This is a genomic window from Corallococcus exercitus (assembly GCF_042231735.1).
GTDB lineage: Bacteria > Myxococcota > Myxococcia > Myxococcales > Myxococcaceae > Corallococcus > Corallococcus exercitus_B.
This window is the reverse complement of the sequence record NZ_CP102577.1, coordinates 1106239-1127067: the sequence shown is the minus strand read 5'-3', so window position 1 is coordinate 1127067 and position 20829 is coordinate 1106239. Positions and strand designations below refer to the sequence as shown.

At 69.5% G+C, this 20829-nt stretch carries 18 protein-coding genes and 1 tRNA gene; 9 read left to right on the top strand and 10 right to left on the bottom strand.

Annotated features, from left to right (window positions below):
- The first annotated feature begins 5 nt into the window (after positions 1-5).
- On the top strand, positions 6-605 hold the full coding sequence (locus NR792_RS04245; RefSeq protein WP_375758781.1) for a hypothetical protein: 600 nt from the start codon (positions 6-8) through the stop codon (positions 603-605).
- 34 nt (positions 606-639) lie between these two features.
- On the opposite strand, the gene NR792_RS04240 is transcribed toward NR792_RS04245, so the two are convergent.
- The 7 genes from NR792_RS04240 to NR792_RS04210 form a co-directional block, all read right to left on the bottom strand.
- On the bottom strand, positions 640-1653 hold the full coding sequence (locus NR792_RS04240) for a phosphotransferase enzyme family protein (protein WP_375758780.1): 1014 nt from the start codon (positions 1651-1653) through the stop codon (positions 640-642).
- 8 nt (positions 1654-1661) lie between these two features.
- Positions 1662-3410: a hypothetical protein gene (locus NR792_RS04235; RefSeq protein ID WP_375758779.1), complete on the bottom strand. Its 1749-nt coding sequence runs from the start codon at positions 3408-3410 to the stop codon at positions 1662-1664.
- A gap of 6 nt (positions 3411-3416) precedes the next feature.
- Positions 3417-4910: a TolC family protein gene (locus tag NR792_RS04230; RefSeq protein ID WP_375758778.1), complete on the bottom strand. Its 1494-nt coding sequence runs from the start codon at positions 4908-4910 to the stop codon at positions 3417-3419.
- Positions 4907-7018 carry an ATP-binding cassette domain-containing protein gene (locus NR792_RS04225; RefSeq protein WP_375758777.1) on the bottom strand — a complete coding sequence of 704 codons (2112 nt, stop codon included), beginning with the start codon at positions 7016-7018 and terminating at the stop codon, positions 4907-4909. Before NR792_RS04225 ends, NR792_RS04230 begins: the two co-directional genes overlap by 4 nt.
- Positions 7015-9744 (bottom strand): ATP-binding cassette domain-containing protein, encoded by a 2730-nt coding sequence (locus tag NR792_RS04220; protein ID WP_375758776.1) that lies wholly within the window; start codon positions 9742-9744, stop codon positions 7015-7017. The genes NR792_RS04225 and NR792_RS04220 overlap by 4 nt, the downstream gene beginning before the upstream one ends.
- Positions 9745-9746: 2 nt before the next feature.
- The gene (locus NR792_RS04215) at positions 9747-10964 is read right to left on the bottom strand and encodes an HlyD family secretion protein (RefSeq protein ID WP_375758775.1); all 1218 of its coding nucleotides are present in this window, start codon (positions 10962-10964) and stop codon (positions 9747-9749) included.
- Positions 10965-11623: 659 nt separating this feature from the next.
- Positions 11624-11791: a hypothetical protein gene (locus NR792_RS04210; RefSeq protein WP_375758774.1), complete on the bottom strand. Its 168-nt coding sequence runs from the start codon at positions 11789-11791 to the stop codon at positions 11624-11626.
- A gap of 623 nt (positions 11792-12414) precedes the next feature.
- Here NR792_RS04210 and NR792_RS04205 point away from each other — a divergent pair.
- The 5 genes from NR792_RS04205 to NR792_RS04185 all read left to right on the top strand — a co-directional run bounded on the left by NR792_RS04205 (position 12415) and on the right by NR792_RS04185 (position 16164).
- Positions 12415-12488, top strand: a tRNA-Ile gene (locus NR792_RS04205).
- Between the two features lie 143 nt (positions 12489-12631).
- Positions 12632-14194, top strand: a complete 1563-nt coding sequence (locus tag NR792_RS04200; RefSeq protein WP_375758773.1) for an AlkA N-terminal domain-containing protein — start codon at positions 12632-12634, stop codon at positions 14192-14194.
- Positions 14187-14708, top strand: coding sequence for a methylated-DNA--[protein]-cysteine S-methyltransferase (gene ogt, locus NR792_RS04195; protein ID WP_375758772.1), 522 nt, complete (start codon positions 14187-14189; stop codon positions 14706-14708). The genes NR792_RS04200 and ogt overlap by 8 nt, the downstream gene beginning before the upstream one ends.
- A gap of 33 nt (positions 14709-14741) precedes the next feature.
- Complete coding sequence (locus tag NR792_RS04190; protein ID WP_375758771.1) at positions 14742-15557, top strand: isocitrate lyase/phosphoenolpyruvate mutase family protein; 816 nt, start codon at positions 14742-14744, stop codon at positions 15555-15557.
- A gap of 34 nt (positions 15558-15591) precedes the next feature.
- Positions 15592-16164 carry a class I SAM-dependent methyltransferase gene (locus tag NR792_RS04185; RefSeq protein ID WP_375758770.1) on the top strand — a complete coding sequence of 191 codons (573 nt, stop codon included), beginning with the start codon at positions 15592-15594 and terminating at the stop codon, positions 16162-16164.
- Positions 16165-16187: 23 nt separating this feature from the next.
- Here NR792_RS04185 and NR792_RS04180 read toward each other — a convergent pair whose 3' ends face one another.
- A complete protein-coding gene (locus NR792_RS04180) occupies positions 16188-16688 on the bottom strand; it encodes a DUF1579 domain-containing protein (protein WP_375758769.1) in 501 nt (166 codons plus the stop codon).
- A 117-nt stretch (positions 16689-16805) separates the two neighbouring features.
- Here NR792_RS04180 and NR792_RS04175 point away from each other — a divergent pair, with 117 nt between their 5' ends.
- On the top strand, positions 16806-17855 hold the full coding sequence (locus NR792_RS04175) for an NAD(P)-dependent alcohol dehydrogenase (RefSeq protein ID WP_375758768.1): 1050 nt from the start codon (positions 16806-16808) through the stop codon (positions 17853-17855).
- 65 nt (positions 17856-17920) lie between these two features.
- On the opposite strand, the gene NR792_RS04170 is transcribed toward NR792_RS04175, so the two are convergent.
- On the bottom strand, positions 17921-18487 hold the full coding sequence (locus NR792_RS04170) for a TMEM165/GDT1 family protein (protein WP_375761565.1): 567 nt from the start codon (positions 18485-18487) through the stop codon (positions 17921-17923).
- A 363-nt stretch (positions 18488-18850) separates the two neighbouring features.
- Here NR792_RS04170 and NR792_RS04165 point away from each other — a divergent pair, with 363 nt between their 5' ends.
- Entirely contained in the window at positions 18851-19105 is a 255-nt protein-coding gene (locus NR792_RS04165; protein WP_014396286.1) for a ribbon-helix-helix domain-containing protein, read from the top strand.
- A gap of 169 nt (positions 19106-19274) precedes the next feature.
- Positions 19275-19736, top strand: coding sequence for a hypothetical protein (locus NR792_RS04160; protein ID WP_375758767.1), 462 nt, complete (start codon positions 19275-19277; stop codon positions 19734-19736).
- Between the two features lie 12 nt (positions 19737-19748).
- Here the strand turns inward: NR792_RS04160 and NR792_RS04155 are convergent, their stop codons facing one another.
- Positions 19749-20819, bottom strand: a complete 1071-nt coding sequence (locus NR792_RS04155) for a lysylphosphatidylglycerol synthase transmembrane domain-containing protein (protein WP_375758766.1) — start codon at positions 20817-20819, stop codon at positions 19749-19751.
- Between the last annotated feature and the right edge of the window lie 10 nt (positions 20820-20829).

Here is a 20829-nt window from a genome sequence, read left to right as displayed (position 1 = left end):
GTCGCATGTTGACCGCGTTACGACGGCGACTCAGCGCCCTGACCCTGCGAAGACGCACGATATGGGACAGGCGCAAGGAGTATCTGCGGAAGCTGGCGCTTCAGGTGGCTGCGCCGGATGATGAGCTGCTGCGCGATGTCGACCTCATCGCGTGGGAGCGGCTGGAGCATGCCTACGGTGGCGCGACAGATGTACCGGATTGTCTCCGCATCGCCGCCCACGGTGACGACGACGAACGGGAAGATGCGCAAGCCGAGCTCCAGAGCAACATCTTCCACCAGCAAACGCTGTATCCGGCGACGGTCTTCGCGGTTCCATTCTTGATTCGGATGGCGACCGCGGAGCAGCGCCCTGACCGGCCGTGGCTGCTGGACTACCTGCGGAGCCTCGCGGAGGCCAGCGACCACGTCCATGGGGCCGCTGCGCCAGGCGCGCCCACGGTCCGCGAGGCGGTCTCGACGGGCCTGCCGGCCTATCGGCGATTGCTCGAGTCCGAAGATGAACGGGTCCGTGAAGCCGCGGGTTCGCTGGTCGCGAGCTGCATCGAGACCTCTCTCTCTTCTGACTGGTGGAGGCGCTCCCCCCTGAATCGTCAACGGAGATAGCCGCGCTTCTCCTGAGCCCCATCCCTCTGATGCGCTAGAAGCTCGTGAAATCAAGCTGCAGGACGGGTGTGTCCGCTTCGATGTCGCGCCGGAACCGCCCCCACCGGTCGAGCGTGCTCTCGTCGAGCACGGCCGGGTCGCGATACTGGTGGAACAGCGCGTAATTCATCGAGCGCTGGAGCGCGAGCAGGTCCGGCACGGCCGCGAGCCACTCGCGCTCCATCCGTCGGAGCTCCCGATACCCTTCGAGGAACGGCCCCAGGAACGCAGCGACCGCTTCGTCGCGCGCCTCTCGAGCCTCGCCTCGCGCGATGTAGAAGAGGAGGACCGCGATGTCCTTGACGAACCACGCGTACTCGCAGTTGTCGAAGTCGAACGCGGTGATCTTCCCTTCGGCGAAGCAGAAGTTGTGCATGTGGAGATCGGCGTGGATCAGCCCGTAGCTCTCCGGTGTTCGCGGTAGCTGGTTCAATCGCGCGATGATCGCCGCGGTGCGCTCGCGAACGAGCTTCTCCTCGGGAGGCGCGAACCGGTCGATGTCGACCACGTCGTACTCATGCCATTCCTGGCGCTTGAGCCTGGGGCTCGAAGGCGCGTAGGTCTGGGCGCGGTTGTGGAGCCGCGCGAACAGCCGGCCCATGTCGCGGAACAGGGGGGGCTTCCAGTAGCGCTCCTTGAGCGGAGGCGCGTCGTCGAAGACGATGCCCGGCGCGCGCTCGAACGCGGTGGCGACGAAGTAGCTGCCGGGCTCGCGGTCTTCGATCCGCTCCACGAACTGCCCCGAATCGGAGAGGACCGGCGAGGCGATGGGAATGCGCGCGGCGGCCAGATAGCGAACGAACTCGACCTCACCCAGCGTGTAGTCGATCGTTCGCCGCGTACTGTGCGAGATGCGCAAGATCAGGCCCTCGCCGTCGTCGTTCTCCGCCTCGTAGACGAAGTTCTCGAAGGCCGTGAGCTCGGTGAGCTGCTCGGGCGACAGGCCATACCGGCGCGCAGCCTCATCGCGAATCGGTTCGTGGAAGCGGCGGACGAGCTCTGGATGCATTGAACCCTCTAGTCCTTCAACGTGAGGCTGCTCTCACCGTAGCCCAGCACGGTCGAGGCAGAGTCGCTGGTGACCGAGACGCCCAGGCCGCGCGAGAGGGTCTCCGCCAACGGGGGGCCATTGCGCGGCCGCGTGAACACAGCCAGGTCCGTGCCGGTCAGGGGGTGATCCGGGCGCCGGAGCCGCTGGTTCAGCATCGCTTGCTCGCGCTCGACGACGCGCAGGCACCGGCGCTCGAGCGCGAACGCGCTGGCAGCGACGCCAGCAAGCTCACCGCGGAGGGGCTCCGCCACGACCTTGTCTCCCGGCAGCCCATGCGCGAAGAGCTCGGCCAGTCGCCGCTGGCTCGTGGCCTGCTCGGCGGGATCCAGCTTCGCCAGCTCGTCCAGCGAGGTGCCCTGTGGCGTGCCGGGGAACGCCTCGCCGATGCGCGCGAACAACCAGCGGCTGAGCTTGATCTCGCGCTGGTATGTCTCGGCGAGTGGGAAATCGTCCCGGAGCAACGGGTAATGCGCGACATCGATGGGCGCCTCCACGCACTCTTGCAGCGCGGTGCGCGGGAGGTGTCCGGCGAACGCCGCCCGGAGCCGTTCGTGGAGCAGCCCCTGGGTCGCGCCGAGGAAGCGGACCACCGATTCGACGCGCTGCCCGAGCAGGCCGTAATCGATCGCGGCGTCGAGATCGCCGAGGCGCGCTGCGATGTCGGGCTGGGCCTCGATGGGTGCCGGGGCCAGGCCGGTCAACACCTGCAGATATTCGTTGATCAGCGCCGGCGGCCCGGCGCACACGCCGTGCGGACCATGGAAGACCGCGTGACGCTCGGCATGGTCCAGAATCGTTTGCGCGGTGACGGGCTGCTCGGGGGCGTCGCGCACCAGGTCGTTGGTGACCAGGCGAACTCCGTCGATCAGCCGGAACATGGCCGCGAGCCCGCTGTCGAGCTCGCCGTTCGGCACCGGCTGGGTGCCCCGCACCAGCACGTACCCGACCGACGCGAGCGTGCAGACGACCATCACGTGGAGCTCGCCCGCGGTGAGCACGCCCGGGGTCCGGGGCGGCATGCGCGCGAGGAAGGCCTTGCGGAACTGCTCCGTCAGCGAGAGCAGGTCCGGCCACTGACGCGCCATGGCCTTCATCGCGGTCACGTTCATCGGGAGTTCGCTCTGGTACCGGCTCCCCGCGTAGTGGCACTGCTTGCGCACGGTTGGGAGATCGAGGAACAAGGTGCGCGGTGCGACGTTGTTCTCGCCCACTTGCCGGCCGTCACCGTCGAGCGCCGGATGCGCCACGCGGTAGACCGGCACGACCACCTCGAGGTTCGAGAGCTCGAACGCCCTTCCGAACGCCTGTTCGGTCAGGAAGGGGCAACGATTGTCGTGGGCGCTGAACGTGAGCGGCTCACGCCCGGCTGGCACCTCACCCAGCCGCTCAGGGTAGGACACCGCGGTGCGGCCCGTGGGCGCATCCGAAACCCGCCTCAACACCCGCTGTTCAATCAATGCTTCGAGCAGGTCCCGGATCTTGTCCCAGGAATGGGGCGCGCCGTCCGACCACGCCATGGCGTCGGAGGCTTGGAATTGCTCGACCTGGAGCAGCTTCTCGCCCAAGGGCGCGATGTCCGGCTCGTCGAAGATGAGCTCCACCTCGCCATAGAAGAGGTGCAGGACCTGCTGGCCATTGCCTGCGTCGAGCCGGTCGTGCGTGAGCCGCCTTCGATTGGGAATGTAGAGCATCTCATCCGCTTGCAGCTGTGCCATGGCTTCTCACTCCCGCTCCAGTGTGACGTCGCGCGACCAGGTGCCGCCGAGCGAGCGATAGACCTCGACGCGATGGTTGAGCAACAGCCGTTGCGCTTGCAGACTTGCGCGCTCGAGCCCGACCAGATTCGTCAGGGCGGTGAGCACCGTCAGATAGTCCGAGTGCCCCTGCTCGAAGAGCCGCCTCGCCTCGTCCAGGAGCTGCCGCCCGAGCTGGACCTGCGCACGCAGGCTGCGCAGGCTCGTCGCCTCGTTCTGCTCCTGGACCACGGCATCCTGCACCCGTCCGATCGCGGTGTGCAGCGCGAGCTGGTATTGGACATGGCGACGCTGGAGCTGGATCGGCAGTCGCATGTACTCGGTGACCCGCCTTCCATCGAACAGGGCCCAGGTCAGGCCCACCCCGACGACGGACTCGCCCAGGACCGGCTCCTTGAGGCCGTACTTCGAAGCGCCCACGTTGCCCACCAGTTCGATCGTCGGAAGCCAGCTCGCCAGGTTCGCGTTGATGCGGTGCTCGACCTCGGCGACGCGCAGCTCCGCGAGCCGCATCTCGGGCGTGTTCACGTTCAGGTCGCCCGGCGTTCCGAGTTTCGGTGGGGGCGGGAGATCGGGAAGCTGTCGATCGAGTGGAATGACGTCGTCGGCGGGGCTGGGTACCCGGCCCAGCAGCGCCTTCAGCTCCGAATTCAAGAGCGCGTTCCGGGTGGCGATCAGCGGCACCTGCGATTCGAGGTTCAGCAGCAGCTGCTCCTGCTGCAGCACCACGAGCCGGGGCGTGAGGTGCTGCTCGAACCGCGCTCGAATCAGCCGGAGCAGCTCCTTGTTGTAGTCGATCTGCCGCAGCGTGAGCTCCCGGAGCGCGCGGGCCTCGAGGATGTCGAACCAGAGCTGGGTGATCCGCACCGCGAGGTCCTGGACGCGGCCCTCGGTGAGCTGCCGCTGCTGCTCGGCGAAGTTCAATCCCGCGCGCCGCTGCGCATCGAGGGCTCCAAACAGGTCGACCTGGTAGGCCACGCCGACACCGACGGTGGCGACGCTGTACTCGGTCCGGGTTGGCGGCGCGGGCGGAAGGTTGGCGACGACATGACGCAGCCCCGCCGGGTTCAGGATGCCGACCTGGAGCGGGTACCACCAACCTTGCGGCACGGCGGGGTCGAGCTGGTTCTCGTAGATCAGCTCCCGCGCGTCGCGCAGGGCCAGGTTGTCGCCAAAGCACTCCTGGATGGCCGAGTCGAGAGCCGGATCGGCGAACGCCGTCCACCAGACTGAGTCCTGGGTGACGGGCTCGGCTGGCTGCGCGGGCACGCCCTCCTCCGACGGCTGGGGGCTTGGAACCCCGCCCTCGGGCGGGCTGGACGGTTGGGGCGGCTCGGTGCGCGGATCGACGGCGGTCGAGTAGCTGCTCGGCGCCAGAGGCGGTTCGACGACGACGGGACGGATCAGCTCGCAACCGGAGCAGATCGTCGCGAGGAGGGCGAGCGTCAATCGAAGTCTCATGGGTGGCTGACGACCACGAGGGCTTTCGCGTGGTTGAGGACGCAGCGCTGCGCGACCCGCATGGTCTCGGGATCGAGGGAGGCGAAGCTCTCGTCGAGGATGACCAGCTCGACCCCCTGCAGCAGCGTGCGCGCGATGTAGAGCCGGCTCTTCTCGCCGTGCGAGAGTTGCCAGCCGGTCTCGCCGATCATCTCCTCGAGGCCGGCGGGCATCTTGGCGACCAGCTCGTCCAGCCCGAGCTCCTTGCACAGCGCGGCGGCCTTGGTCCGCAGCTCGGGCGAGGTCGGCCACTCGCGCCCGAGCAGGAGATTGTACGCGAAGCTGCCGGACAGGACGTGGTTCTCGTGGAACTGCGGCGCGGCGGTGATGCGCTTGCGCCAGCCCGAGGAGCCGAACGTCGCGCGGTCCAACGCGTGCAGCAGCATCACACCGCCCTGCGGCGTCCTCAGGCCCGTCAACAGCGACACCAGCGTCGACTTGCCACCGCCCGATGGGCCCTCCAGCAGGATGCGGTCGCCCTGCGCGATCTGGAACGAGCAGTTCTCGAGCACCGGCCGGGTGCGCGCGTCGTGCCGGAAGGTCACGCCCCGCGCCTCGATGAGGGTTCCGCCGGCGGCGTCGGTGGGCTTGCCTCCCTCCATTTCGAGAGGGACTTTCGACTCGAGCTCGGGGCGGCCCACCGCGAGCAACAAGTCGCGGATCTGCTCGAACGACACCGCCGCCTGGGAGACCTGCTGGAAGTAGACGGCGACCTCGTCGAAGGCTCGCAGCGCGAGCAGGATGCCGCCCACGGACACCGCCAGCGCGCTGGGATTGGCCGTACCGCTGCTGAACGCCGGCAGCAAGGTCAGCAGGGCGAGCACCAACCAGCCGTCGCGCAGGAGCGCGGTCAGCTGCATGGTCCGGCGATCCATGACCTTCGAGATCTCGGAGTAGGAGCTCAAGCGGACGTCTTCGCCATCATGCCAGCGCTCGAGTGGAAGCTGCGCCAGCCGCGTTCGATGGCCGAGCATGCGCTCGAGCAGGTCGTGGGTGATCTCGACGCGCGCGCTCGACCACGTCCGCTGGACGCCGTAGTGGCGGCGCGCGAGGACGAACGCGACCACGACCCACAGGACGAGCACCATCGCCTGGGGCCACCCTCCCGCCCCGAGCACGAGGATGACGCCCGCCAGGATCAAGTCGACGAGCGACAACACCGCGAGCAGGGCGCCGCCGATCGCAAGCTGCTCGACGACCTCGGCCTCGGCGACGCGGCCGAAATGGCGGCCGATGCCGTCGAGCCGCACCTCGTCGGGGGTCAGCTTGAGGGTTCCCGCAAGGAGCTGCTGCTTCAGCAGCGTTCCGAGCCGGATCGAGAACACGCCCTGCCACCACACCTCGAGCATGCGCAGCGGAATCGCGCACGCGATCACGGCGATCCACCCCAGGAACCAGCCGGTCTCGAGGTGGGCCTGGAGCGCGGCGCGACCGAGCAACCAGAACGAGCCAGCCAGCACCACTGAGAGGAGCGTGTGGCTCACGAGGATGCCGGCGACGAGCGACGGGATGTCGCCGAGCAGCGTCCGCCGGCTCGCGGTGCGCCTGGGGCGCATGATCCAGCCGGTGCGCAGCTGCGCCTGGCCGAGCCGCTGCAACAGCATCCGTGAGCGGGCGTGCTCGCGCGCACGGGGCGACATCTCCACGCCGCCGAGCAGCTGGTCCACCTCGGCGACGGTGGCTTCCTGCTCTTCGCGCAGGAGCGCGAGCGCGCTCTTCGCCGGGACCGAAACCGCCGTGGCGTCGCGCGCGAGCAGGCGCAGCTTCCCGCGCCGCGTCCCCAGCAGCACCAGATAGGACGGGACGCCGTCTCGCCGGACCTGGAGGATGCAGGGCGCGGCGCGTTCGAGGACTTCGGGCAGCTCGTGGTAGAGCGGCGTGATCGGCTCGAGCTCCACGCCGAGTCGATCTCCGAGCGCGAACATCCAGACCCGGCTCGGCTCGACGGCCGCCGCGGGCGGAGCGATCTCACCCGCGGCCCTGCCATAGCCCTGCCTCTGCGCCAGCTGCTCCAGCGCATCGGGCAGACGCTCGACCGGCCACAACAGGTCGGAGTGCGAGCGCGTCATCCCACCAGCTCCAACTCGCCCGTGGCGGGCTTCGCGACCGGCGTCTCCACCGGCTTCGGCGCCGGCCTCTCCACCAGCTGGCCGTCCGAAAGCCACCAATGGCGCCAGCGCCCACCGCCCCAGAGCAGCGTGCGGTTCTCCTGGTCGGCGCGAAGGAGCACGGCGTACCGCGACTCTTTGTTCGCGAGCAGCTCCTTCGGCGGCCCGTTCTCGAGGATCCGACCGTTCTCGATCACGAGCACGCGGTCGAACTCCTGGGTGTGCTCGACGTCGTGGGTGACACAGAGAAGCGTGATGTCCGCCCAGAGCCGCCGGGACTCGGCGAGGAGCCGCGCGCGCCGGTCGCGATCGAGACCGCGAAAGGGCTCGTCGAGGATGGCCAGGCGCACGCCGGAGCGAAGCATCGCGCGCGCCAGGCGCACGCGCTGACCCTGGCCGCCCGAGACCAGCCCTCCGCCTTCGCCCAACGACGTCTGCAGCCCGTCTGGAAGCGCCTCGAGGATGTCGAGCATCTCGGCGCCCTTGAGCGCACCCGACAGTGACCAGCCGTGCGCGCCGTCGTTGCCATACCGGAGGTTGTCGATGAGGCTCTGGTTCCAGAGACTGATCGCCGGATCCACCCAGGCCGTGGTGCGCCGCAGCCGCTCGACAGCGGCCTGATCGAGCACCTGCCCGTCGACCTTGATCTCGCCGCGCGCCGGCCGGAGCCAGCCGAGCAAAAGGCCGACCAGCGTCGACTTGCCTGCTCCGGAGACACCGACCACGGCCACGTGCTCGCCGGGGGCGATGTTCAAGGAAACCTTGTCGAGGATGGTGTGACCGCCGCCTTTCACGCGGACCTTCTCCATCACGATCGAAACGCCGCTCGCGGCGTCCGCGGGCGCGACAGGCTCCTGCACTGGCGCCTCGGGCCGGGCCGGCGGATCCTTGATGTCGCCGATGACGTCGAGGAGCCGGCGAACCCGGTTCATCGCATTCGGGAACGCGCGGCTCAGCACCATCAGCCGCTGGCCGAGGATGGGGAACCGCAGCGCCCAATAGACGACCAACAACACCAGCGAAGCCCGATTGGTGCCCGCGAGGTACGAATAGACGAGCAGCATGACGAGGCCATAGCTCGCCAGCATCAGCCCGCCTTCGAACCCGACCGACAGCGTCTGGAGCCAATAGCGCGCCTTGGTCCAGCTGACGAGCAAGGTCTCCTGCGCGCGGCGCAGCGACCGCTCGGCGCCGTGGATCCGGATCGGCGTGAGCCCGACAAGCGCGTTCAGGGTGAATCCGCTGAGCGCGCCTGAGTGCATCTGCACGCGCAGGTCGGGCTCGAAGAGCAGCTTCTGCGCGACCAGGGGCACGAGCAGCGTGACCGCCGCGAGCGCGAGCACGATGTGCCATGCGTGCGGCGCGGCCCAGATGAGCGCGGCGGTGATGCTCGCGACTTCGAGCGACAGGACCAGGGCCTGCGCGAGCAGGGGCGGCAGCGACCGCATCGCCTGGATGTTGTGCGTGCGAGACGCCATGTCGGAGGCGAGCCGGCTCTGGAAATAGCGGTCCTCCATCTCGGGGAGCTTCTCGAAATACGCCTTCCGCAGCCGCACCTCGAGCCTTCGGCCGATGCCGAGCAATCCCAATGAAATGGGGATCTGGATGAGCATGAAGCAGAGCGCGACGCCCGCGAGAACGGCCATGCCCGTCGCACGCTGCGCGAACGTGCCCAGGTCGCGCCCCAGGTCGAGCACGCCACGGAGCATCAGCGCTTGCAGGATCCGCCCGAAGGTGGCGAACACCAGGCCCACCGCGATCAGGCCCGGAACGACCCACGAATCCTCGCCTCGCAGGCGGAGCAGCGTTCGCGCCGGGCTCACCTGCCTGGCGACGAGCTCCGTCGCCAGGTCGTTCGCGAGCACGGCTCTCGGCGCGTCTTCGCCTGCGCTCGAAGCCTCGCGCCAACCGCGAACCCGCATCAGCACCGCGCCGGTCATCGACAGCTCGCCCTCCACCTCGGGGTTGGGGCGAACGGACCAATACGAAGCGGGAATGGGCACTTCGCCGGACTCGTCCTTCGCAATCATGGATTGCAGCAGACCCGCCGCCGTCCGGCCTCGCCGGACGGCGCCCGCGCGGATCATCGCTTCGGACGCCCGGCACGCGGCGTCGAGCCTGGCGATCGAAAGATATCCGGAGTCCTCGATCGCCCGGGCCACCAGCGCCCGCGCCTGCGTCACGCCCAGGTCCAGCAGGCGGCGCTCGAACGTCGCGACCGCCTCCTCGGACCCGGCCCATTCGCGCCAGCCGGTCGCCGGAACGGACGTGGTGTGCTGGTACAGGTGGCTCAGCAGCGTCGAAATCCGGGTCCAGTGACGGCCCGCCGCCGGGTCCATGACCTGGATGAACGGGCCGATGCGATTCCACAGCACCACGAAGTGCGGCCGTCCTCCCGCGCTGAGCGTGACGATGATGGCGGGAAGCGCCTTGGCTTCGGGGACCACCACGTGATCGAGCGGAAGCATCACCTGCTCGGAGTCGAGCCCGAGCTGGTTCGCGACTTCATCCAGGGTGACGATCGAGGTGCCATCGACGTCCGTCTGACACACCTCGCGAAGGACGCGATAGTTGAGCTCGGCGCCCATTCCCGCGAACAAGCTCTTGAGCGAAGCGGGACCGCAGTCCGTCGCCGAGATCTGGATCACCTCGGGAATGATCGAGCGCCGGCGCCTGGGAGGAGTCATGGTCAGCGGGCCTCGGCTTCGGGCCGGAACACGGTCGTGGGCTGTTCTTCAGGCTGCGGATTCCATTCGCCGACCGCCCGCATCAGCAGCGCGACAGGCGACGCCCGCGCGACCTCGACCTCCACCGCCAGGGTCATGCCGTGGCGCAGCTGGATGCGAGGATCGTCCGGCGGTGCGAACTTGAGCTCGACGCGCACCGTCCCGGGGATGGCCTCGGGCGTGGCGGTCTGGCCGGGCTCGGTCCCGACGGCCGTCACCCTCGCGGGGACCGTCCCGTAGATGGTCATCGGGTAGCCGTCGAGCTTGAGGCGCGCCGTTTGACCGGGCTGGATCAATCCGACGACCTCCTTCGGGAAGCGGGCGCGCACCCGCACCTCGGCATCGCTCGCGACGATGGTGCCGACCCGCTGCCCGTCGGCGATGAACGCTCCCGCGCCGAGTTCCGCCACGTCGACCAGGTGGCCCGTGGCCGGCGCCCGATACAGCTTCCGCTCGATCTGGTACTCGAGGCGGTCGATGGTGCCCTGGAGCTCCCGGATCCGCCCCTCGGCGCCCAGCGCCTCGCGCTCGAGTCCCAGCAGCTGCGCGGCGAGGGCTTGACGGCGCACGTTCTGCTCGTGCCGCAGTCGGGTGAGCGCCAGGCCCTGCGCCGTCTGCGCGAAGCGGAGCGCGTCAACATCGGTCGTGCGCTCGAGCTTCTCCATCTCCGAGACCGAGCCCGTCGGGCTCTTGAGGGCCAGCTGCTCGCGTTCCACCGCGAGCCGGTGCCTGGGCGCGAGCTCCTGCTCCCTCCCCAGGGCCTCCTGGACTGCGACCTCGTCCACCCGTGCCGTCAAAGCCGCCTCTTGGTGCTTGTTGGTGATCTGCTGGCGGATGATGACGAGTTCCTTCTCGGTCGCGGCGAGCGTCGCCTTACTCCGCTCGAGCTCGAGGCGCTCGGCCCGTGCGTCGAACTCGATGAGAAGGTCGCCTTCCTTGACCTCCTGATCGAGCTTGAGCAGCGAGTGCACGACCCTGCCCGCGCTGGGCGGCTCGATGCGATGGACGGCGTTGTGTGGCTCGATGCGGGCCTGTGAGCTGGCCTTGACGAGCGGGACCTGGACGAACAGCGACCAGGCGATGAGCCCGCCGACGCACAACACCATCAGAGCGACGAACACGAGGCGCGTGTCCGACTCGTAGTTCAGGGAACGAAGGGTCCGCTCGAAGGGATATGCCATGGTCCTCGAACCAAGGTCGCCTTAATGGTCACGCCGTGTCAACACCTCGGCCCCTGCTTTGTGATTCACGTCCCCATTGTCTGAATACGGCATCTTGATGCGACGCGGAATTCGTCCACGTCGCCGCAATGCGTTGCACAATTATGCCTGGCTCGATTTGACATCCAGCTTCATGTTCACTTAGCGTTTAAATCGAAAGGAGGCACGACATGAAGATCAAGATCCACGTTCGCGGCGGCCCGAAGGCGCGTTAGTCGTCGGGTGTTTTGATGCAAGCTGTAGAAGCTGGTCGTTCCTCGTTTCCGAAGTATCAGAGGGGGGTTGATGGGGATCTTCCATCAACCCCTTCTCTCATTTCGGGCAACGTCTCATTGAGCCAATCTCGTGGCGTCCCGAAGTGGGACGGCACCTCAACCTCAACCTTGCAAGTCGGGCAGGTTCACCCGCCGTCTTGTTCCTGCTCAGCCGTGCCGCGCCAGCATGGATGAGCAAATTGGCCTGCTTGAGATGACTTGGCACCCTCCTCCGACCTGCTGAGTCAGCCACCCTCGGCGAGTCATCATGGTTTCAATGTTTCAATGACAGCAGCTCGCCTCGATCCAGGGGCTGCACGTCACCTTCACCGGCGCCAACAAGGACGGCCTCGCCGACGCGCTGACCTACAGCCCGGGCAGCGGCACCTCGACGCTGTACGCCAACACCGGCGACGGGTTCGTCGCCCAGCCGGTGGGCGCCTTCGCGTCCCTGGGGATGGGCGTCCAGGCGCCGCTGGCCGCGGACGTCGTCGGCAGCGGCAACGCCGAGCTGTACTGCCTGGTGGCGGGCAAGGCGCGTACGGTGGCGCTCGACGCCGCGCCCACCGGACTGATTCAGGAGGCGGACGACGGGCGGGGCACGCGGCTGCAACTCGGCTACGCGCGCAGGCTGGCCGCCCCCGGGGCCTATCAGCGGCAGACAGTGCTGAACACCCTCCGGGTGCGCTCGGCCGGCCATGACGAGGTCGCCTACCCCTACGGCTACGCCCGGACCGCTCGCAGTCTCTCGCCGAAGTCCAGCGTCGCCTCGACACCTTCCTCGCCCGCCACTGCGACTCGCAGCCGCACGCCTCACGCATGGGCGACACGCCCGGCATTGCCTGGGGCTCCCACCAGCCGCGCCTCGTCTCCGAGACGCAACTGGCCGAGGCCCTCACCGTGCAGGGGCGCCGCAGCGTCTCCCGCGACGGCGTCGTCAGCCTCGATGGCCGTCTCTTCGAGGTGCGCCACGGCTTCCTCGCCGGCCGGCGGGTGGATGTCGCCAGCTGCCTCGTCGAGGGGCTGCTGGCTCCTCGGCCCTGCAGGCGCCCGGGCCGGGGCCGGGAGGGTGGATGCGCTCTGTCAGGACGCGCTCTGGCCCCCGTCCGAAGTTCTTGCGGTCACGGCCCTGGCCCGGTATACGGGCGGGGCTTCACGGCCAGGTAGCTCACCTGGTTAGAGCGGCGGTCTCATAATCCGCAGGTAGTCAGTTCAAGTCTGACCCTGGCCATCAAGCAGCCCCGGAGTCACTTTCCCAAGTGATTCCGGGGCTTTTTCTTTGGGTCCTTGGCTCCGGGAGGCACGGCGGAGGGGGCCCACGTCCACGTCCGAAAACGGCCAGACATCCCGGGCCCGGCGTGTGACCTTTCCCCCATGGACGGCCTGGACCCCACCGCCTGCTACCGCGCGTTGACGACGCGGGACTCCCGCTTCGACGGGCGGTTCTTCACCGCCGTGAAGACGACGCGCATCTACTGCCGGCCCATCTGCCCGGCCCGCGCGCCCCGCTTCGAGAACTGCACGTTCTACCCCACCGCCGCCGCCGCCCAGGAGGCCGGCTTCCGGCCGTGCCTCCGCTGCCGGCCGGAGACCTCCCCTTCCCTCGCGCCCTGGCGCGGCACCTCCGTCACCGTCTCGCGCGCCCTGGCCCTCATCGCGGACGGCCTGCTCGACGCCGAGGACGCCAGCGTGGACGTCCTGGCGGGCCGGCTCGGCGTCGGGGACCGGCAGCTGCGGCGGCTGTTCCAGCAGCACCTGGGCGCCTCCCCTGTCGCCGTGGCCCAGACGCGCCGCATGCTCTTCGCGCGCCAGCTCATCCATGAGACGTCCCTGTCCATGGCCGAGGTCGCCCTCGCGTCCGGCTTCGGCAGCGTGCGGCGCTTCAACGCCGTCTTCCGGTCGCTCTACGGCCGTCCTCCGGGCGTCATGCGCCGTGCACGGACGGCCCCCGCGGCCTCCGCCGTCCCCGTGGTGACGCTCCTCATCCCGTACCGGCCGCCCTACGACTGGGACGCACTGATGGCCTGGCTGGCGGCCCGCGCGCTCACCGGCATGGAGCACGTCGAGCCGGGCCGCTATCTGCGGACCTTCACGAACGCCTGGGGCCAGGGGGCCGTGGAGGTGTCCCCTGCTCCGGGGCTCGACGCCCTGCGAGCCACCCTGCGCGTCAGCGACGTGCGGATGCTGCCCTCCGTCGTCGCCCAGGTCCGGCGCGTCTTCGACGTGGGCGCGGACGTGGAGGCCATCCGCGCGCACCTGTCGACGGATGCCCTGCTCGCGCCGCTGCTCGCCGCGCGTCCCGGCCTTCGCGCCCCGGGCGGCTGGGACGGCTTCGAGCTGGCCGTCCGCGCCATCCTGGGCCAGCAGGTGACGACCCTCGCCGCGCGGCAGCTGGGGCAGCGGCTCCTGGACAGGCACGGCGAAAGCCTGGACCCGGCGCTCACCGGCGACGCCCGGCTCCTGCGCGCCTTCCCCCGTCCCGAAGCCCTCGCCAACGCGGACCTCACCGGCATGGGTATGCCGGCCGCTCGGGCCCGGGCGCTCTCCGGGCTCGCCGCGGCGGTGGTGGCGGATCCCACGCTGTTCCAGCCCGGCCCGTCGCTCGCGGACACCGTGGCCCGCTTCACGCGCCTGCCTGGCATCGGCGAGTGGACCGCCCAGTACATCGCCCTCCGCGCCGTCCGGGAGACGGATGCCTTTCCCGCCTCCGACGTCGCCCTGCTTCGCGCCGCGACGGAACCCGGAGGCCCGCGCCCCACGCCCGAAGCGCTCCTCCAACGCGCCGAAGCCTGGAGCCCGTGGCGCGCGTACGCCGCCCAGCACCTCTGGACCTCGGTGGCCCTCCAAGCCCGTGAGCCCCGGCGCGACAACGCCAGCCTTCGCGCTCAACCCTCACGCACTCCCACCTCCTCCGCTCGCCGACACGCCCATGCCTGACCGCCTGCGCTTCTTCATTGATTCCACGCCCACCCCCACCGGCGTGGCGCTCCTTGTCTGTGATGAGGAAGGCCGCCTGCGCGCGCTGGACTGGGAGGGCTACGAGGCCCGCATGCACCGGCTCTTGCGCCTGCACTACGGCGAGGGCGGCTGCGTCCTGGAGCCCGCGCGCGACCCCTCCGGCCGGACCTCCGCGCTCCAGGCCTATCTGCGCGGAGACCTGTCCGCCATCGCCTCCCTTCCCGTGGAGACCGCCGGCACGCCCTTCCAGCGCGAGGTCTGGCGCGCCCTCCGGGAGATTCCGGCGGGCACGACCACCTCCTATGGCCGGCTCGCCGAGCGCATCGGGCGCCCCAAGGCCATTCGCGCCGTGGGCATGGCCAATGGCGCCAATCCCGTGGGCATCGTCGTCCCGTGCCACCGCGTCGTCGGCTCCAATGCCTCACTCACCGGCTATGCCGGGGGGCTGGAACGCAAACGCTGGCTGCTCGATCATGAGCAGACCCACGCCTGAATCCCTCTCAACCCCTCACCGGAGCCTCCTCGCATGACCTCCCGTCCAGACACCGCCAGCACCTTCCGCGCGCTGCACCAGGGTCCGGACCTGCTCCTGCTTCCGAATGCCTGGGATGCCGGCAGCGCCCGCCTCTTCGAGAGCCTGGGCGCCAAGGCCATCGCCACCACCAGCGCGGGCGTCGCCTGGGCCCTGGGCCACCCGGACGGCAACGCGCTGCCCGTGGAGGCGCTCGTCGCCACGGTGCGCGCCATCGCCAGCGTCATCCGTGTCCCCCTCACCGTGGACGCCGAAGCGGGCTACTCCGACGACCCGGCCGCCGCCGGCGAGAACGTGGCGCGGCTGCTGTCCGAGGGCGCCGTGGGCTGCAACCTGGAGGACGGCAACGGGCCTCCGGAGCTGCTCGCCGCGAAGATTGAGCGCGTGAAGCAGGCCGGCGCGCGCCTGGGCATCGACGTCTTCGTCAACGCGCGCACGGACGTCTACCTGCGCAAGCTCGTGCCGCCCGAGCGCCGCGTGGAGGAGACGCTGGCCCGCGCCGCCCGCTACCAGCAGGCCGGCGCGGATGGCCTCTTCGTCGCGGGCATCACGGACGCGGCCGACATCCAGGCCATCACCCGGGGCACCCCGCTGCCCGTGAACGTGCTCGCGCGGCCGGACCTCCCCGCCCCGGCGGAGCTTCAGCGGCTGGGCGTGCGGCGGCTCAGCGCCGGCTCCGCCATCCCGGAAGCCATCTGGGGCCGGGCCGGGGCGCTCGCCTCCGCGTTCCTCCGCGAGGGACACTCCCCAAGCCTGTTCGAAGCCGCCGCCAGCTATCCGTCCCTCAACGGATTGATGACCCGGAAGTAACTCCCCGCCGCGCCCAAAGGAGCCGAGCCGAGCCATGTCCCAGGAGGATCGTCAGCGCTGGAACGACCGCTACCAGCAGGCCTCCGTGCCGCGGGAGCCCTCCGACTTCCTCCGCTCGCTCGCGGACCGGCTGCCCCGAAAAGGCCGGGCGCTCGACCTGGCCGGCGGCCCGGGACACGACGCGTGCTGGCTCGCGCAGCGCGGGCTGGACGTCACGCTGGTGGACATCTCCGACGTGGCGCTGGCGCAGGCGGAAGGCCTGGCGCGCGACGCGGGCGTCTCCCTCACGCGCCTGCGCCTGGACCTGGAAACAGAGGCACTGCCGCCCGGTCCGTTCGACCTCGTCGTGTGCTTGAACTACCTCTGGCGGCCGCTCTTCGCCGCGGTGCCGGGACTGCTCGCGCCGGGCGGGCTGTTCGTCTTCGCCCAGCCCACCCGGAGCAATTTGCAACGCCATCCGCACCCGTCCGCGCGCTTCCTCCTGGAGGAGGGTGAGCTGCCCACCCTGCTCCAGGGGCTCCAATCCCTCTCATTCACCGAGGGCTGGACGGACTCCGGCCGCCACGAGGCGCGCGTCCTGGCTCAAAAGCCCCAGCAGGTGCCGTAGAAGCGCGCTTCCGTGGCCCTTCTTCAGCCCCGCCGCTTGTATTGGATTTCAATGGCCTTCTGCGGCTCCGCCCCAGGCTCGATGTTGAAGTGCGTGACGACCAGCGCATCCGGACCGGTCACCTGGATGTCCACGCGCCAGCCCCAGCGGGGGGACTGCTCGCCCGTGAAGTAGGTGCCGAGCACGGAGAAGCGGTCGCTCACCCCGGCCGCGCCCAGCAGGGTCATGATGTCCGTGCCGACGTGGAAGGTGTCCACCCAGGACATGGTGAACTGCCGGCCGTCCAGGTGGTAGCCCAGCGTCGCGATCCCGGACAGCGGCTTGCCGCCCAGCGACGACGTGTACTCGTGCACCACGAAGCGGCCGTCGAGCACGCTCCGGAAGCTGCCGGAGATGGGTGACTCATCCCCCAGCTTGTCGGGCTCGAACCAGGTGCGCGCCACACCTTCCCAGTTGCCGATCAACTGGGAGAGGAGGTGGTGGGGACCGGCGGAGAGGGATTGCTGCAGGCGTTCCTGGCTCATGGACGGGGAGTCTTACGGACGCCCCCCAGGCAGGTCCACTCCCTTGCTTTCTCCAGCACGGGCGCGCCCGCGTCATTACATTGTCGCCCCTGTTTCGTTTCCCATCAGGAGCCTTCCTTGCCCACCACTTCCGCCTATGCCGCACCCAGCGCGAAGGCCGCGCTCGGCCCCTTCACCGTGGAGCGCCGCGAGCCGCGTCCCCAGGACGTGCTCATCGACATCCAGTACTGCGGCGTGTGCCACTCCGACATCCACCAGGCCCGCGACGAGTGGGGCGGCGCCCTCTTCCCGATGGTGCCGGGCCACGAAATCGTCGGGAAGGTGTCGAAGGTGGGCAGCGCCGTCACCACGTTCAAGGTGGGTGACTCCGTGGGCGTGGGCTGCTTCGTGGACTCCTGCCGCGAGTGCCCCCAGTGCCTCAAGGGCGAGGAGCAGTACTGCGACCGCGGCTCGGTGAACACCTACAACGGCCGCGACTACGAGGGGCAGCCCACCTACGGCGGCTACTCCACGCACATCACCGTGGACGCGAAGTACGTGGTGCGCATCCCGGAGGGCATCCCGCTGGACCGCGCCGCGCCGCTCCTGTGCGCGGGCATCACCACGTACTCGCCGCTGCGCTACTACGGCGTGAAGGCGGGCAGCAAGCTGGCCGTCGTGGGCCTGGGCGGCCTGGGCCACATGGCCGTGAAGCTGGGCAAGGCGCTGGGCGCGGAGGTGTCGGTGCTCAGCACCTCGCCGTCCAAGCGCGATGACGCGCTCGCCCTGGGCGCCGCGCACTTCGCCGCCACGTCCGACAAGGCGACGTTCAAGACGCTGCGGAGGAGCTTCGACTTCGTGCTCGACACCGTCTCCGCGCAGCACGACTACAACGCCTACCTGAACCTGCTGAAGACGGACGGCACGATGATCATCGTCGGCGCGCCGGAAGCGCCGACGCCCCTGGCGGCCTTCTCGCTCATCCCCCGCCGGCTCAAGCTGGGCGGCTCGATGATTGGCGGCATTCGCGAGACGCAGGAGATGCTCGACTTCTGCGCGAAGCACCAGGTCGCCTCCGACGTGGAGGTCATCCCCATCCAGAAGATCAACGAGGCCTACGAGCGCATGCTCAAGAACGACGTGCGCTACCGCTTCGTCATCGACACGGCGAGCCTGAAGGCGAAGTAGCCGCTGCCCGAAGCTCGGGCGAAGCCCCGGCGTCCCTGCACGCCGGGGCCTTGCGTCGCGCCTCGTCAGCTTCGCCAGGCCGTCCAGAGCGACACGCAGCCGAAGAGGAAGAAGAGCGCGGCCGTGACCCAGCGCACGTACTTCATGTTCACCCGCCCGGACAGCCGGTCGCCCAGGAACACCGCGAGGCCGTCCGACAGCAGCATCCCCGCGGTGGTGCCCAGCGTCACCAGCACCGGGGCCTGGTAGCGCGCGGCCACCGCCATGGTGGCCAGCTGCGTCTTGTCCCCCATCTCCGCGATGAAGAAGAGCCCCACCGTGGTGAGGAAGGCGCCGAAGCGCGGGGGCCTGGCGCCATCCTCGTCCAGCGTGTCGGGCTTGAGCGTCCACAGGCCGAAGCCCAGGAACATCACCGCCAGCAACAGCGCCATCACCCGCGCGGGGACGTGCGTGGACACCCACGTGCCCACCGACGACGCCAACGCGTGGTTGGCCACCGTGGCCACGAAGATGCCGCCCAGCACCGCCCACGGCTTGCGGAAGCGCGACGCCAGGGAGAACGCCAGCAGCTGCGTCTTGTCGCCCATCTCGCTGGCGGCGACGAGGACGAATGAACCGACAATGGCTTCCAACGACACGATGGCACTCCATCCCAGTCCCTGGCGCGGAGGGCGTCGTGGTGGAGCGCGTCAGGGAGGAGCGCGCACGACGGACCTCGGCCAGGGAGCATGAATCCCTGTCCGAAGGTCTCGTTCGTCCCGCGCTTAGCGAGATGGGGGCCCGGGCTGTCACCAGCCAGTGTGTCGAGCGCCCCTCCGCCCATCGCTACCGGGCGGGAACTACTCCCCTTACGTGGATGTGCCAGTAGCAGCGCACCCGGTGCCAGGTCAACCGGCGACGTCGGGTGTTCCTTTTTTTGACGACACGAGAGGCCGGCCCCCTAATGCCCACGCCAGGTCGGTAGCGGCCTGTAGCAGCATTCTGGAGGAAGCCCGATGCAGGATGGAAGCGCCAGCCCGCTGAGCCCCGACGCTCCGTCGTCCCCGTCCGCGGTGGAACCCGGTGAGGTCCGAAGCCCCGAGGCCGACATCGTCTCCACCCACGTCCTCGTTCCCGAGGAGCAGGTGCACAAGCTGCGCGAGCTGGCGCGGCGCACCCGCATCCACCAGAGCGAGTACCTGCGCGAGGCCGTGGAGGACCTGCTGTCGAAGTACGGCCGCATGCCCGCCAAGACCGAGGGCGAGTCGTGAGCGGTCTCCTGCCCCGCCGCCGTGCGCTGTCGCTGCGTGAACGGCTGCGGCGCTGGCTGGAGCAGGAGCTGTAGTCCCTTCCCCTGCCGCCTCCAGGGCCTCCCTGGAGCCGCCGCGGGGGAACACGCTAGGGTCGCAGGCCTCCCCTTCTTCAGGAGCCGCGCCCCTGATGCGTCCCGCCCTGCTGACCGCCCTCCTCGCGCTGGCCGCCACCGGCTGCGCCACCCCCGGCTTCGAGAAGCTCTACCCCGGCATGACGGCCGCCCAGGTGGCCGACACCATGGGCAAGGGACCGGTGCGGGCGCAGGAGTTCACGGACGGCTCGTCTGCCTGGTACTTCGACGAGGACCACTGCGTGCTCATGCGCGACCAGGTGCTCGTGGCCAAGTCCACCACCGAGACGCGCACCGCGGTGCACACGCCCGTGGCATCCCTGAAGGAACAGGACAAGGCCTGGTGCGGCCCGCCGGGCACCGACGGCCGGCACGAGCAGCGCATTGAGACGCCCTTTGGCACCTTCAAGGGCACCGTGGACCCGGCCGCCGTCACCGACCAGGTGCGCAACAGCGTGCGCAATCAGCAGGTCCCGCCGCCTTCCGAAGGGGGACCGGCGCCCCGGCCCGCCCCGTAGCGACGGAAGGCCTCAGGCCACCGAGCGCGACACCGAGGTGTCGTCGTCCTTCTTCATCTTCCCCGCCAGCTCACGGAAGGACATGTGGCTGATGGACAGCAGGATGAGGCCGAAGGCGATCTGCTGCACCGTCTGGCACAGCCACAGCACGTTCGCGTACGCGAGCCCGTGCGCGTTCACCATCGCGGCGGGCAGGAACAGCCCCAGGCCCACCTTCGTCGCGGCCTGGAAGGTGCCCATCATCCCGGGCGCGGCGGGGATCATCACGCCCACCACCAGCACGCACATCACGATGTAGGACTGGAACAGCGACAGGTTCATGGGCTCGCAGACGACGCCCGGCGCCGCGCCGGAGCAGTCGAACGCGCGCGCGAGCAGCGCCATGCCCAGGCCGTTCACGCCCCAGTAGGCGAACGTGTAGAGGAAGAAGAGCGCGATGTGCTTGCGGTCGGGGAGCTGGCGCATGGCCCCCACGAAGGTGTCCACGACGTCCGCCACCTTGTCCGCGACGCCCGGGGAGAAGCGGCCCACGGTGGCGCGCACCAGCCGCACCGTGCGCTCCTGCTGCCACAGGCCCAGGAGCAGGAACATCAGGCCGCCGCCGAACACGGCGAACATCAGCCACGAGCCCAGCTTCACGTACCGGACCTCGGGGGTCTCCGTCGGGACGAAGAAGAGCAGCACGCGGAACAGCGCCGCGACGAAGAGGCCGTCCACGATGCGCTCCAGCACCACGGACGTCATGGCCGCGCTGCGCCGGATGGAGCTGCGCTGGGCGATGAGGAAGGGCCGGGCGAACTCACCCAGGCGGAACGGCAGCACCAGCAGCATCATGAAGCCAATGCCGGACGCCTCGTTCAGCTTGCGGAACGGGACGTGCTCCAGGCCCGACAGCAACGCCCCCCAGCGCAGCGCGCGGAAGACGTGGATGGCGGCGAGGCACAGGAAGTACGGCAGGAGCCACGCGTAGTTGGCCGCCTTGAGGCTGGCGATCTGCGTGGACACGTCCGTGTCCCGGAAGGCCCACCACATGAAGGCAACGGTGACGAGCAGGCTGGCGATGAGGTTGACGGCGCGTTTCACGGCAGGCGGG